At 64.6% G+C, this 13,880-nt stretch carries 9 protein-coding genes and 1 pseudogene; 9 read left to right on the forward strand and 1 reads right to left on the reverse strand.

The genetic code is table 11. The features are described from left to right. Positions 1 to 50: 50 nt before the first annotated feature. From FB548_RS10295 to FB548_RS10305, 3 genes and pseudogenes are all read left to right on the forward strand, one after another. Positions 51 to 1,058: a LacI family DNA-binding transcriptional regulator gene (locus tag FB548_RS10295; RefSeq protein WP_142124701.1), complete on the forward strand. Its 1,008-nt coding sequence runs from the start codon at positions 51 to 53 to the stop codon at positions 1,056 to 1,058. A 231-nt stretch (positions 1,059 to 1,289) separates the two neighbouring features. Then, a pseudogene (locus FB548_RS10300) lies at positions 1,290 to 2,621 on the forward strand (IS1182 family transposase); the annotation flags it as partial. 801 nt (positions 2,622 to 3,422) lie between these two features. Next, positions 3,423 to 4,721, forward strand: coding sequence for a hypothetical protein (locus FB548_RS10305; protein ID WP_142124702.1), 1,299 nt, complete (start codon positions 3,423 to 3,425; stop codon positions 4,719 to 4,721). A gap of 1,316 nt (positions 4,722 to 6,037) precedes the next feature. Here the strand turns inward: FB548_RS10305 and FB548_RS10310 are convergent. After that, positions 6,038 to 7,036 carry a glucokinase gene (locus FB548_RS10310; protein ID WP_142125042.1) on the reverse strand — a complete coding sequence of 333 codons (999 nt, stop codon included), beginning with the start codon at positions 7,034 to 7,036 and terminating at the stop codon, positions 6,038 to 6,040. A 160-nt stretch (positions 7,037 to 7,196) separates the two neighbouring features. On the opposite strand from FB548_RS10310, the gene FB548_RS10315 reads away from it, so the two are divergent. From FB548_RS10315 to FB548_RS10340, 6 genes are all read left to right on the forward strand, one after another. Beyond that, the gene (locus FB548_RS10315) at positions 7,197 to 7,598 is read left to right on the forward strand and encodes a CopL family metal-binding regulatory protein (RefSeq protein WP_255470495.1); all 402 of its coding nucleotides are present in this window, start codon (positions 7,197 to 7,199) and stop codon (positions 7,596 to 7,598) included. Positions 7,599 to 7,718: 120 nt separating this feature from the next. After that, positions 7,719 to 9,521, forward strand: coding sequence for a copper resistance system multicopper oxidase (locus FB548_RS10320; RefSeq protein ID WP_142124704.1), 1,803 nt, complete (start codon positions 7,719 to 7,721; stop codon positions 9,519 to 9,521). Beyond that, positions 9,518 to 10,435 carry a copper resistance protein B gene (locus FB548_RS10325; RefSeq protein ID WP_142124705.1) on the forward strand — a complete coding sequence of 306 codons (918 nt, stop codon included), beginning with the start codon at positions 9,518 to 9,520 and terminating at the stop codon, positions 10,433 to 10,435. Before FB548_RS10320 ends, FB548_RS10325 begins: the two co-directional genes overlap by 4 nt. A gap of 11 nt (positions 10,436 to 10,446) precedes the next feature. Continuing rightward, positions 10,447 to 10,980: a DUF411 domain-containing protein gene (locus FB548_RS10330; RefSeq protein ID WP_185742081.1), complete on the forward strand. Its 534-nt coding sequence runs from the start codon at positions 10,447 to 10,449 to the stop codon at positions 10,978 to 10,980. Between the two features lie 89 nt (positions 10,981 to 11,069). Then, positions 11,070 to 11,465: a heavy metal-responsive transcriptional regulator gene (locus FB548_RS10335; RefSeq protein WP_142124706.1), complete on the forward strand. Its 396-nt coding sequence runs from the start codon at positions 11,070 to 11,072 to the stop codon at positions 11,463 to 11,465. Continuing rightward, a complete protein-coding gene (locus FB548_RS10340) occupies positions 11,462 to 13,843 on the forward strand; it encodes a heavy metal translocating P-type ATPase (protein ID WP_142124707.1) in 2,382 nt (793 codons plus the stop codon). Before FB548_RS10335 ends, FB548_RS10340 begins: the two co-directional genes overlap by 4 nt. Positions 13,844 to 13,880: the final 37 nt, after the last annotated feature.

Here is a 13,880-nt window from a genome sequence, read left to right on the forward strand (position 1 = left end):
GGGTCCTCGGCAGATGCCTTGTGCAGCGCATCGGAGACGCCAAGGCTGACATGGCAACGATCTACGATATCGCCAAACACGTGGGCGTCTCGGCAGGGACGGTGTCGCGAGCGCTCTCCCGCCCCGAGAAGGTGCTGCCGGCGACGCGCGAGCGCATCGAGCAGGCGGCGGCCGCGCTTGGCTATGTCCCCAATACGATCGCCCGGACGCTCAAGACGCAGCGCAGCGGCAAGATTCTGGTCACCGTGCCGGACATTGCGAATCCGTTCTTCGCACAGATACTTCAAGGCGCGGAAGAAACCGCACAGGCGGCCGATTACGCGGTGCTTCTGGGAGATACCCAGCACCAGCCGGATCGCGAAGAGCGCTATGCGCAGATGCTTCGCCGCAACGAGGCCGACGGCCTGATCGTCCTGGGACATCGGCTGCCGCCGACGGCACGCGAGATCGTCAAACAGTTGGGTCCGCACGCGCCGGTGGTCAATGGCTGCGAATTCGATCCGGCGCTTGGCATTCCAAGCGTTCATATCGACAATGCTGCCGCTGCGCGTGCCGCGATGGAACATCTCTATGGATTGGGGCACGAGCGCATCGCGGTCGTCGGTGGCCCGCCTGACAATCCCCTGCATCAGCAACGACTGGAAGGGGTGAAAACCGCAGCCCGGGCTCGCGGTCGCCTGCGCCAGCTGGTACTCGCGCCGGGCGATTTCTCCGTGGAGTCCGGCTACGCGGCGGCCAGGCGACTGCTGGGGCAGGGCGCCGGCACACCGACTGCCGCCTTCTGCTTCAGCGACCAGATGGCGCTGGGTGTACTGGCCGCCTGCAGGGACCTTGGGCTCAGCGTGCCACAAGACTTCTCGATCGTCGGCTTCGACGACCTAGTCTCATCCCGATATCTCAACCCGCCCCTGACCACCATCAGCCAACCCATGCGCGAAATCGGTATTCGCGCCGTGAAGCTCCTACTTGCCATCATTGACGGCGTGGACGTGCAGCACCGGCAGACGTTGGACTTTGCTTTGATGCTGCGTGGGTCTACTGCTGAGCGCGTGGGATAGGCGAGGGCTACTCCTTCTGCGCCGGAAATGGCGGGTTCCATGTAGCGGAGCGCTGCTCAGATCTCTCCTGCCGTCGCCAACGTGATGCGTGTCCTTCGCGGATGATCAGGGATGTTTATCGGGGTAGGGGGAGAATGGCAGCTTCCGACCTATTCCGTTGAAAGACTCGGTTGAATCGGTCATCTGAAGCTGGTCCACTGACGTCCCATCGATCAAGCGGAAGTCGACGCGATGATGGGACGTCAGGAAGTCGGCCAAGCGCCGCTGTTCTATGTCTTCAACCTGGAAGAGCACGTTCCAGCGAACCATCTGCTCCGCGGCATCGACCAGTTCCTGGACTTGAGCGAATTGCACCGGCACCTTGCGCCGCACCACAGCCATACCGGCCGACCCTCGGTCGATCCGGCGCTGCTGATCCGCATACTGATCGTGGTCTACTGTTTCGGCATCCGCTCCGAGCGCCGGCTATGCGAAGAGGTGCATCTGAACCTGGCCTACCACTGGTTCTGTCGGCTGGGCCTGGAAGACGCGGTGCCGGACCATTCGACGTTCTCCAAGAACCGGCTCGGCCGGTTCCGCGACAACGACACGCTGCGGTTCGTGTTCGAGAAGGTGTTGGAGCGCTGCCTGGCCGAAGGCTTGGTCCGTGGCGAAGGCTTCGCCATCGATGCCAGCGTCATCAAGGCGGATGCCAACCGCCAGCGCGGTGTTCCGGGCAGCGAAGCCAGCTGGGACCGGGAGTCGTCGCTCACGCGGCCGGTACGCGAGTATCTGGAGGCGCTGGACGCCGCCGAGGAACCGCGCAAGCCGCCGAAGAACGTGTCGCTCACGGATCCCGCGGCGCAATGGACCGCTGCGCCCGGAGGGCCAGCGTTCTACGCCTACTCGACCAACTACCTGATCGATACCAAGGCCGGCGTCATCGTCGATGTGGAAGCTACACCCGCATACCGCACGGACGAGCTCAACGCCACCCGAATCATGGTGGATCGCGTCGAGAAAGGGTTCGATATCAAGCCGACGCATCTGATTGGAGACACCGCCTACGGTACCGCCGAGATGCTGGGTTGGATGGTCAACGAGAAGGCGATCGAGCCGCACATACCGGTGTGGGACAAGGCCGAGCACAAGGATGGTTCGCTGGGACGTTCCGACTTCCGTTGGGAAGCTAAGGCCGACGAGTACCGCTGCCCGCAGGACAAGCCTCTGCGTTCAACCGGCAAGCCCACGTCGGATGACACGCTGATCTATCGCAGCAGCGTCTACGACTGTGCCGGCTGCGAGCTCAAGTTACGGTGCTGCCCCAATACCACGCATCGGAAGATCGCTCGGCAGGTCAACGAATCCGCGCGCGACGTGGCTAGTCAGTTGGCAACGACACCTCGATATGCGCGGTCGCGACGACATCGCAAGAAGGTCGAAATGCTGTTCGCCCATCTCAAACGCATCCTGCGGCTGGATCGCCTGCGTCTGCGCGGACTGAAAGGTGCCCGCGACGAGTTCCTATTGGCGGCCATCGCGCAGAATCTGCGAAGAATGGCTGCGTGGTTGATGCCGAAAGGCGCGGAAGCGGGGATTGCGGTTCCCATTCAAGGCATGGGGGCGCTTACGCGCCCGCACTTGGTTCATCCCGGATCGAACAATCCTGGTTCCGGCTCCATGGTCACGTGGCGCTCCCGCTCCAGATCCGAGTTTTTCAACGGAATAGGCCCAAAGCGGAAATCCATGGGAATGGAGCCATTAGCACAAGAGATGGAGGGGTCGCCACACGAGAGTAGCACCAGTGATGGCCAGAAGCGGAAAATCCCTCCTGTGCCAACAGCGGGTATCCGAAGTGCCGCTGAGTCAGCAGCCCGTCGCACGCTGGGCAATGATTTCGTGCGAGCGGAGTATCGGTCTCCGGCGTAGGGGTTGTCGCAGCCGCCTACCCAGTGAGCGAGGCGATCGCCTCGCGCCTCACGACCTCCGGCGGGCAGGCGCGCGAGGTCGGCCAGCTTACGGTTCCGACACGGCTAGAAGCGATCAATCACCAAGGATCAAGGCCTCGTCCTTGGTCGCGCCTAGGACGAAGACAGTCTTACGACGAGCTGCTCGAAATGACAAAGCAAGGTGATCTCTCCAGGGAAGTCCAAGGAAGCGGCGATCTCTGATTCACCGTTCGTCAGCTACATGTATTTATGTCTAGGTTTCTGTCCTGGACGGCAGAAGTGTGCCGTTGGGCGAGATGAAGCGGCCCATTCAAAGCATCTTGGTGCGCCAGGCTTCTGAGCACGCCGCAGGGGGAGAAAACAATGTTGGGGATGTCTTCTAACTCACGGGGGCGATATGCGTTCGGCTATCAGATTAGCGGTGCTTACGTCGGCAATGGCGTTTTCGGGGTGCGCCAACATCACTCCAACGCTCATTGATGCCGGGGACGGCTCGATGAAAGACGGTGGGCTTCGCTACTATGAAACCCGCCCGTTTATCGTAGTAAAAGAGCCTTACCCGATCGGCTCAAAGGCATTCTTGGTATCGGGCAGGGTTGCCGGTGACGGCAAGACAGTGATGCTAACCGCTGTCCCCGACGAGCTAAGGGTTCTCGTGCCCATGCAGCTAGAAGGTGGCGGCAGCGTTCCGGCAGCTAGCGTGCTAATCGCTCATCAGGACGTGAGAGATCAGGTCGACGCGCATGGTGCAGAGGGAGCTGCCGGGGATAAGCCAGAAGAAGAGGGCGCACAGGACGGCAAAGAGGATGAAGGGGATGAGCCCAAGGATCCGGCTACAAAGCGAATGGGGCTTTCAAACATATCTGTGACCACCGACCTAGCAGCTCTAGCACGCTTTGAGCTGTCGAAGAGCATCTCACTCATCTATCTTCCTGACTACGAGCGAGAGTTCATCGTTGATACCAAGAGTAAGCTTGGAACGACGCGACTGACACTGAATCTTGGTCCTGGGTCCAGTCTGCTCGGAATGTCGGGTGATGTCGACAATTCTGTGGTGGTAGAGGCGTTGCTGGACAGCACTAAAGCGCTCTTGACCGGCGGAACCGATCGTTTGTTAGGACTAGTAACGGGATCCAAGGATTCGGGCACGGGGGGCGGTGTGGTGGCCCACAGTGCCGCTGGAGAACTTGCGAAACTAGCTGGTCAGCCAGTAACACTACGAGCGCACCTTGTGAAGATCGCGGCGATGGGCATGTACCCGATCGTCAAGCCCAGTGAGGTCGGGGGCTATCACCCACAGACACCTTATCAAACAGAGCGTCGCTTCGTGCTGCCGGTCGCGGGCTACCAGATTCCTTACGACTACTACGAGGTATTGGTTTTCGAACATGTCCTGGGTAGCTCAACGGGGGGGCTGCTGAGTACCAGTCCGGCCTCGGGAGATGCGACGGGGAATGCCACTCCCGATTGCTCAGGGAAAATAAAGCCCGACGACATGGATGACTGGTGGGATAAGGAGGTCGCGGGCGCTGCCGATGCCACAGAGAAGGCACGGATGGGTCAACTCGACGTTGAGCCGAAAGCATCAGCCGGAAAGGAGTGCTACGACGCTGCTGACATTCGTGTTAGAGCCAAGGCGGGCAGCCCAGCTGCCACCGAAACAGACCGCGCAAAGGTTGAGGCCGCATTCAAGAAGCGGTTCCCTAAGACCACTGTCAAGGTAGTGCTCGGCTAACCAGGGCCTGCCAACAGTTTAAGGACAGTGCCATGCGTTGGAGCGACCTTTCGTTGGAATCCAGATGCAGCATTGTCGCGGCTCTGGCAAGGCATCTGCACAAGAACCCGCCTTGGGAGTTTGAGGTGTGGGGTGTGACTAGTGTTGGCTTCGGTTGGCGGACTTACGAGCGGGACGCGGGGCGCATTTCTCGACGCAGCCCAGTATTGGTACTGGTTGTTCCTCGTAAGTTGCCTTCGGAGTCGCTTGCATCAGAAGAAAAAATCTCTCGCAGCTTGAACATACGGCGAGTGATTAATGGGATCGAAGTTGCGCTGAAGGTCCCGGTAGATGTCTGCAGACGCGGATCAGCCGCGCGTGCACACTCGCCCCGCCTGACTCCGCAGATAGCGGGCGGGTCGCGGTATGGCACCGCGTGCGTGATTCTTGAGGATGAGGAAGGTAGGCGCTGGATACTGAGCTGTCACCACGTCATCGGTGACTCGAACATCAATCCGTCGTTGGAACCGAATACCGCCGTAGGCCTAAGCGTTGGCAGCAACATCCAGTTGGGAGTAGGGCGACGATTCGGTCCGCTTTCCGCTGGCGCAAGTGACTGCGTGGATGCCGCCTTGGCGCGAATCGTGTCCAGGCATCCTGTCAGCACTGATATATGGTCATTCTATCCATCCGGATACCCCGATTCCTTCGCCTACTGGAGCGAGGCGCGAGCTGAGGCCAAGATGTTCTGCACCGGGCTTGTTGTGCCTTTGCGGTTCCTGAGAGTCGAATTTGATCGTCAGGTGAGGTACTTGGGCGGCGGACGCGCATATATACGTGAGGTTGCTATCTTTGAGGTAACGAGGGCTGGTTCGCGTCCCGCGGGCGGCGATAGCGGCGCCCCCGTGGTGTCGGTGAACGGTCAGTGGCTAGGCATGTACATCGGCGGCGGATTGATGACGATCGACGGTGCGCAGAGGCGGGTGGCCGTGGTCATCCCGCCGCACGTGATTCTTGAGGAGCCGAGTCTTGGGGTAACACTGGAGCTTTCTGAGTAGCGCTAGGTTGTGCAATCAGTTGCACCGGATCTTCTCGCTCGGTGGCGAGGTCCCGTCCGTAGCATTGATCTGGTCAGTTCGGGCTACACCCCACTTACTCAGGCGGAACGCGGCCTCCAGTACTACGCTCGTGCAGTCTCTCCTGAAGCCATCCTGCAGTGTGGGCCAACCAGTTGAGAGGCTCGCGATCCTGGCCCCGAACGTCGAACCACCAGCCGGCCTCGGCCACAAGTAATTTCGCATAATGCCTATTATGTAAAAGACAGGGCGCAGCGCCGGTCAGATCTCCAAACGGTTCTGCCTGTACCAAGCCACCGCCCCCAGCAGCCCCAGCTGCCCATGCTCCACACGCCATACCGGCACCCGTTCCAACTGTTCGGTCATCACGCCCTTGTTGAGGTACCGCTGCAGGAAGCGCCCGTCGTGCAGGAACTGCGGAATGTGCGCCGTCACGCCGCCTGCCAGATACACGACCCGGGCACCGAAGATGATCGCCAGATCCCCGACCACGCTGCCCAGCCAGCCGCAGAACGTCTCGAGTGTTTCGCGGGCCAACACATCCGTCCCGGCAGCCGCCACCAGCGCGCCTGCGTCGGCATGCACCGGCTCAGCGCCGCGCAACTCGCACAGGCACCGGTACAGATTCATCAGGCCCGGACCGGACAGCACATGCTCGTTGTGCAGGTATGGACGGTCCCTCAACAGCCGGCGCACGATGTCCAGCTCCAGCGCATTGCCGGCCGCCAGCGATGCCTGGCCGACTTCCGTCGGCAGCACACGCGGCGGTTGGCCTTCGATCCAGACGGCGGCGCCCAGTCCCGTGCCGGGGCCGATCACCAGCGCCGGCGACGACGTGGCCAAGGAGTTCAATGGCGTCAGCGGTGACAACGTATCCGGCGCCAACGTAGGCACCGCATTCGCTACCGCCTCGAAATCGTTGATCAGCTGCACCCAGGCCAGGCCGGCACCCACGCGCGTCTGTTCCACCGACACCGCCCACGGCAGGTTCGAATTGATCAGACGGTCGCCTTCCAGCACACCGGCGATGGCTACCACCGCGCCATGGCACGGTGTGCCGGCCGCATAGTCGTGCAGGATGGAGGCCAGATCCGCATGCTCGGCGCAGGCGTAGCGACGGTAATCGTGGATGTCGTTGTTGCCTTCGGCCTCGATCCAGCCGAGGCGGGCATACGTGCCGCCCACGTCGGCGACGATGATGCGTGCACGCGAAACATCCTGCGTGTGTGCTACGAGAACGCCTGTCGGCACCTTGTCCATCGTTACCGTGCCTGCCATGCGAATGCCACGCTGCCCAAAGCCTGAAATACGCGACAAGGATAACGTGTCGTTGTCCGATCGTGGCGTGAGCCGACCGCGGACGGCGCGTAGCTCACCCTACGGAAAGGTACGTGCACGGGTCATGGCGTATCATGCGGGCATGTCCCGGTTCGCCCCCCTGCTCCGTGCCCTGCTCTGCCTGGCGTTGCTGCTCAACGGCACGGCGTACGCGCATGCCGCCACGCGCATGGCGATGGGCGACGTGGTGGCCGCCGTCCAGGCTGCCGAGGACACGCCGCCGTGCCACGAGGGCATGGACATGGCAATGCAGGTGGATGGCGAAGCTTCTTCCGGTCACCACGACGCCGATGCCGGCCTGCCCGATTGCTGCAAGGCAGGGAGCTGCGACGGCTTCTGTGCCCAGCACGCGCCTGCGCTGACCTGGCTGACCCCGCTGGGGGCACTGCCGTATCCGCAGGCAGAAGCTCCCGCCTACCGTGCCGATGCGCACGCATCCGTACGCCTGTCGCACCGTCACCGACCTCCCATCCTGGCGGCCTGACGCCGCATTCCCGCGGCTTTCCGCAGGGCCGGTGGCGCGTGTCGCGCGCCGGATCCACGACCACGACGGACGCCACCGCCACAGCGGTCGATCGCGCCGACGATGCACAGGATGCTTGCAATGAACCACGATGAATCCACACCGGGACGCCTGGGCGCGTTCCGTCCCACACGCCGCCAGTTCGTCACCGGTCTGGCCACCGGCAGCGTCGCACTGGGCCTTGGCCTGGCGCGCATGCCCGCCTCGGCCGGCACGCCCGTACGTCGCGGCGGCGCGGCGCTCGTCACCGGCACCGACTTTGCGCTGAGCATCGGCGCGATGCCGGTCGACATCACCGCTCGCATGCGGCCCGCGATCACGGTCAACAACAGCCTGCCCGCCCCCACGCTGCGCTGGCGCGAAGGCGATACCGTCACCGTTCGCGTCAGCAACCGATTGCGCGACATGACCTCGATCCACTGGCACGGCATCCTGCTGCCGTCGAACATGGACGGCGTGCCGGGCCTGAGCTTCAACGGCATCGCCCCGGACGAAACCTTCCAGTACCGCTTCCAGCTGAAGCAGTCCGGCACCTACTGGTACCACAGCCATTCGCTGTTCCAGGAACAGGCCGGCCTGTACGGTGCGCTGATCGTCGATCCGCGCGACCCGCCCCCGTATCACCACGACCGCGAGCATGTCGTGCTGCTGTCGGACTGGACCGATCTTGATCCGGCCGCGTTGTACCGGCGCATGAAGAAGATGCCGGAACACGACAACTACTACCAGCGCACGCTGGTGGACTTCGTACGCGACGCGAAGCGCGATGGGCTGGCGGAGACGGTCGAGGATCGCGGCATGTGGGGGCGCATGCGGATGACGCCCACCGACATCTCCGACATCAACGCGCACACCTATACCTATCTGGTGAATGGTGCGGCGCCCGCCGGCAATTGGACCGGCCTGTTCAAACCGGGCGAGAAGGTGTTGCTTCGCTTCATCAACGGCAGCGCGATGACCTATTTCGACGTGCGCATACCGGGGCTGAAGATGACCGTGGTTGCCGCCGATGGCCAGTACATCCATCCGGTGAGCGTGGACGAGTTCCGCATCGCGGTGGCGGAGACGTTCGACGTGATCGTCGAACCGAAGGGCCAGGACGCTTTCACCATCTTCGCGCAGGACATGGGCCGCACCGGCTACGCACGCGGCACGCTGGCCGTCCGCGACGGGCTGGAGGCGACGATTCCATCGCGCGATCCACGTCCGCTGCTGACGATGGCCGACATGGGCCACGACATGGGCGGCCATGGCGCGCAGAAAGGCATGGAAGGCGGATGCGGCGCGATGATGGGCGAAGGCGGCTGCGGTGCGAACATGGGTGCGATGGATCACGGCGCTCACGGCGCGACGTCGAACGCGCCGAATCATCCCGCCAGCGAAACTGGCAATCCGCTGGTCGACATGCAGTCGTCCGCCAGCGAACCCAAACTCGACGATCCCGGCATCGGCCTGCGCGACAACGGACGCCAGGTGCTGACGTACGGCGCGATGCGCAGCCTGTTCGACGATCCGGACGGGCGCGAACCGGGGCGAACCGTGGAGCTGCACCTGACCGGGCACATGGAGAAGTTCGCCTGGTCGTTCGACGGTATCCCGTTCGCCAGCGCCGACCCGCTGCGACTCAATTACGGCGAGCGCATGCGCATCGTGCTGGTCAACGACACGATGATGCAGCACCCCATCCATCTGCACGGCGTCTGGAGCGACCTGGAGGATGCGGAAGGCGCATTCCAGCTGCGCAAGCACACCATCGACATGCCGCCCGGCACGCGGCGCAGCTATCGCGTTCGCGCCGATGCGCTGGGACGGTGGGCCTTCCACTGCCACCTGCTGTACCACATGGAAGCCGGGATGATGCGCGAAGTGAGGATCGAGGCATGAAGACCTTCCTCACCCCTGCCCCGCTCCGCCTCGCCTCCGTCGTTACCGTCATGCTGGGCGTGGCCGCGCCTGCCATCGCGCAGCATCATGACCACTCACAGCCTGCGAAGCAGACACAGGACACGCTGGCGCGGGACGAGCACGCGCATCACGATCACGGCGCCATGTCCCAGCCAGCGCCGGCGACGACACCCGCTGCGCCGCGCGAACCGATTCTCGCGATCACCGCGGACGACATGGCCGCTGCGTTTCCCGCCATCGACCACCACGCCATGCAGCACCCGCCTGCGTTCAACTACAAGGTGACCTTCAACCGGCTGGAAGCCTGGGATGCGGACGAAGGCACCGGCCAGGCCTGGGAAGGCAGCGCCTGGTTCGGCACCGATACCGACCGCCTGTGGCTGCGCAGCGAGGGCGAGCGCATGGGAGGCCACACTGAGAGCGCCGACCTGGAAGTGCTGTACGGCCGCAGCGTCTCGCCGTGGTGGGATGTGGTGGCCGGCGTGAAGCACGACTTCAAGCCCGGCGACGCGCGCAGCTGGGCGGCGTTCGGCGTGCAGGGCATGGCGCCCTACCGCTTCGAGGTGTCGGCAACCGCGTACGTCGGCGAAGACGGACAGGTCGCCGCAAACGTCGAGGCCGAGTACACGCTGCGCATCACCAACCGCCTGATCCTGCAACCGCTGGTGGAAGTGGACATCGCAGCGAAGGATGATTCCGATTACGGCGTCGGACGCGGCATCTCCGGCATCGAAGCGGGCCTGCGCCTGCGCTACGAAGTGACGCGCCGTTTCGCGCCCTACATCGGCGTGGTGCACGAACGCACGCTAGGCGACACCGCCGATCTGCGCCGCGCTGACGGCGAAGACACGCGCGATACCCGCATCGTCGCGGGCGTCCGGATCTGGTTCTGATGGAGGACTTCATGAAATACCACACGCCCCTGCCCCGCCTCGCCTCCGTCCTGCTGCTCGCCACCATCCTCACCGCCTGCACGCAGGCGGTGCCGGCAGCGGTGGACAGCGCCCTCGCGGCGACTGCTGCATCGGCTAAGCAGCAGAAGGCCGCGGCGGCCGCGACGCCGAAGATCACGGTCCATCGCGATGCCTACTGCGGCTGCTGCCATCTGTGGGTCGAACACCTGCGCAAGGAAGGCTTCGACGTGGACGACCGCGTGGAGGACGCCATGAGTCCGGTGAAGGAACGGCTGGGCATCGTACCCGCGCATGCGTCCTGCCACACCGCCGAAATAGAGGGCTATGTAGTCGAGGGCCATGTGCCGGCATCGGACATCCGTCGCCTGCTGCGCGAGAAGCCGGCCATCCGTGGCCTTGTGCTGCCCGGCATGCCGATGGGCTCACCGGGGATGGAGGTGGAAGGGGTCGACGCACCGGCCTACACCGTGCTTGCGCTGCACGGCGACGGCAGCACCACGCCCTACGCCGCGCATTCGCCGTGAACCGAGGGGACGGCACGGATGCCGTCCCACCCCTTGACTCTGGAGCGTACTCCAGGGTGCAGACTGCAGGCACTTCGAGGAGTTCCCGCATGAACATCGGACAATTGTCCCGCCGCACCGGCGTCCCCATCGACACCGTGCGCTACTACGAAAAGCAGCGCTTGCTGCCTACGCCCACACGCAGTGCCAGCGGCTACCGGCACTACGAAGCAGACGATGTGCTGCGACTGAATTTCATCCGCCGCGCGAAGGCGCTCGGCTTCACGCTCGAGGAAATCCGCGACCTGCTGGCCCTCAGCAGCGCACACGACGGCGACATGGCGGCCATTCGTTCCGCCGCCACCGACAAGCTGGTCGACGTGGAACAACGCCTGGCGGAGCTGACGCGCGTGCGTGACGGATTGCGCCAGCTGGTCGATGCATGCCCGGGGCATGGCGCGCTGAACCAGTGCCCGATCCTAACGGCGCTGGGAGGTGAGGCATGAGCCCCGCACCGCACACGCACGGCCACCCTCCGGCGCAACACACGGCGAAGCCCGCGTGCTGCAGCGGCCCTGCCACGGCGCGCGCCGACGATGGCACACACGCCATCGATCCGGTCTGCGGCATGAGGGTTGATCCGCTCCCCACCTCGCACCATGCGGAGCATGCAGGCCAGGCCTACCATTTCTGTTCCGCGGGTTGCCGGACGAAGTTCATCGCCGATCCCGAACGCTATCTGCATCCGGCCACTGATGCCGCGCCGGCACCTGCGGGCACGCCGTACACCTGCCCCATGCACCCGGAGATCGTGCAGGAAGGCCCGGGCACATGCCCGCTCTGCGGCATGGCGCTGGAACCCATGCTGCCCTCGCTGGACGAAGAGGAAAATCCGGAGCTGACGGATTTCCGCCGGCGCTTCTGGTGGACGCTGCCCTTCAGCGTGGCCACGCTGCTGCTGGCCATGGGGGGCATGTATCTCGACGTCATCCCGCCCACCGTGCGCACCTGGCTGGAATTCGCGCTCAGCACGCCGGTCGTGCTGTGGGCCGCATGGCCGTTCTTCCAGCGCTGGGCGCAATCGATCCGGCATCGCAGCCCCAACATGTGGACGCTGATCGGTACCGGCGTAGCCGCAGCTTACGGTTACAGCGTGGTCGCCGTGCTGGCACCGCAGCTTTTCCCGCCCTCGTTCCGCGACCATGGCCACGTCGGTGTCTACTTCGAAGCGGCGGCGGTGATCGTGTCCCTCACCCTGCTCGGCCAGTTGCTGGAACTGAAGGCGCGCTCGCAGACCTCCGCCGCGATACGCGCTCTGCTCGGTCTCGCGCCGAAGACCGCACGCCGCCTGCGCGACGATGGCGATGAGGAAGACATCGATCTCTCGCACGTGCACGTCGGCGACCGGCTGCGCGTGCGGCCGGGCGAGAAGGTACCGGTGGATGGCGTAGTGCTGGAAGGCCGCACGCACATCGACGAATCCATGCTGACCGGCGAGCCGATGCCGGTGGAGCGTGCGCCGGGCGACCGCGTGATCGGCGCCACCCTCAATGGCGCGGGCAGCCTGGTGATACGTGCCGAAAAGGTCGGCAGCGACAGCGTGCTCGCCCAGATCGTGCAACTGGTCGCGCAGGCGCAGCGCACCCGCGCACCGATGCAGCGGCTGGCGGACCGGGTGTCGTTCTGGTTCGTGCTCGCCGTGCTCGCCGCCGCACTGGCGACCTTACTGGGCTGGGGCCTGTTCGGCCCGGATCCGTCCTGGACCTACGGTGTCCTCAATGCCGTGTCGGTGCTGATCATCGCCTGCCCCTGTGCATTGGGGCTGGCCACGCCGATGTCGGTGATGGTGGCCAGCGGGCGAGCCGCACAGGCCGGCGTGCTGTTCCGCGATGCGGAAGCCATCGAAACCCTGCGCAAGGTCGACACCCTGATCGTGGACAAGACCGGCACCCTGACGGAAGGCCGTCCCGCCTTCCAGGCAGTGCATGCGCTGGCCCCGTTCGACGAGAACGAGGCGCTGCGGCTGGCCGCCAGCCTGGATGCCGGCAGCGAGCATCCGTTGGCGCAGGCCGTGGTGCAGGAAGCACGCCGACGCGGGTTGGCGCTCGCGTCCGCGCAGGATTTCGAATCCAGCAGCGGCATCGGTGTCCGCGGCGTGGTCGACGGCCATCGCGTCGCTTTCGGCAATACCGTGCTGATGCAGGAAGAAGGCGTATCCCTCGATGCCCTGCGGGAAAATGCCGATCGCCTCCGCGAGGAAGGCGGCAGCGTGATGTTCCTCGCGGTCGATGGCGCGCCCGCCGGCAGCATCGCGGTAGCCGATCCCATCAAGGCCAGTACGCCGGATGCCCTGCGCGCCTTGCGCGACGGCGGGCTCCGCATCGTCATGGCCACCGGCGATGGCGAGCGCACCGCGCGGGCGGTCGCCGCGCGCCTCGGTATCGACGAAGTCCACGGTGACGTGCGTCCTGCCGACAAGGCCGCGCTGGTGGCGCGTCTGAAGCGGGAGGGCCGCCACGTGGCGATGGCCGGGGATGGCATCAACGATGCTCCTGCCCTCGCGGCGGCGGATGTCGGCATCGCGATGGGTACGGGCACGGACGTGGCGATGTCCAGCGCGCAGGTGACGCTGGTGAAGGGCGACCTGCGCGGCATCGCGCGCGCCAAGGCGCTGTCGGAAGCGACGGTGCGCAACATGCGGCAGAACCTCGCTTTCGCCTTCGCCTACAACGCGCTGGGCGTGCCGGTCGCGGCCGGCGTTCTCGGCCTGTTCGGCGGTCCGCTGCTGTCACCGATGTTCGCCGCACTTGCGATGAGCCTCAGCTCGGCCTCGGTGGTTGGCAATGCGCTGCGGCTGCGGCGCGTGCACCTGCCCAGTGAATGAAACGCATGCGGCCGCCCTCAGGCGGCCGCATCGGGAA

Origin of the sequence: Pseudoxanthomonas sp. 3HH-4 (genome assembly GCF_006716465.1) — a bacterium.
GTDB lineage: Bacteria > Pseudomonadota > Gammaproteobacteria > Xanthomonadales > Xanthomonadaceae > Pseudoxanthomonas_A.

Bases quoted from the DNA above. Each gene is read 5' to 3' on its own strand.
- FB548_RS10295 (WP_142124701.1), top strand. From the start codon at position 51: ATGGCAACGATCTACGATATCGCCAAACACGTGGGCGTCTCGGCAGGG.
- FB548_RS10305 (WP_142124702.1), top strand. From the start codon at position 3,423: ATGGCGTTTTCGGGGTGCGCCAACATCACTCCAACGCTCATTGATGCC.
- FB548_RS10310 (WP_142125042.1), bottom strand. From the start codon at position 7,036: ATGGACAAGGTGCCGACAGGCGTTCTCGTAGCACACACGCAGGATGTT.
- FB548_RS10315 (WP_255470495.1), top strand. From the start codon at position 7,197: ATGTCCCGGTTCGCCCCCCTGCTCCGTGCCCTGCTCTGCCTGGCGTTG.
- FB548_RS10320 (WP_142124704.1), top strand. From the start codon at position 7,719: ATGAACCACGATGAATCCACACCGGGACGCCTGGGCGCGTTCCGTCCC.
- FB548_RS10325 (WP_142124705.1), top strand. From the start codon at position 9,518: ATGAAGACCTTCCTCACCCCTGCCCCGCTCCGCCTCGCCTCCGTCGTT.
- FB548_RS10330 (WP_185742081.1), top strand. From the start codon at position 10,447: ATGAAATACCACACGCCCCTGCCCCGCCTCGCCTCCGTCCTGCTGCTC.
- FB548_RS10335 (WP_142124706.1), top strand. From the start codon at position 11,070: ATGAACATCGGACAATTGTCCCGCCGCACCGGCGTCCCCATCGACACC.
- FB548_RS10340 (WP_142124707.1), top strand. From the start codon at position 11,462: ATGAGCCCCGCACCGCACACGCACGGCCACCCTCCGGCGCAACACACG.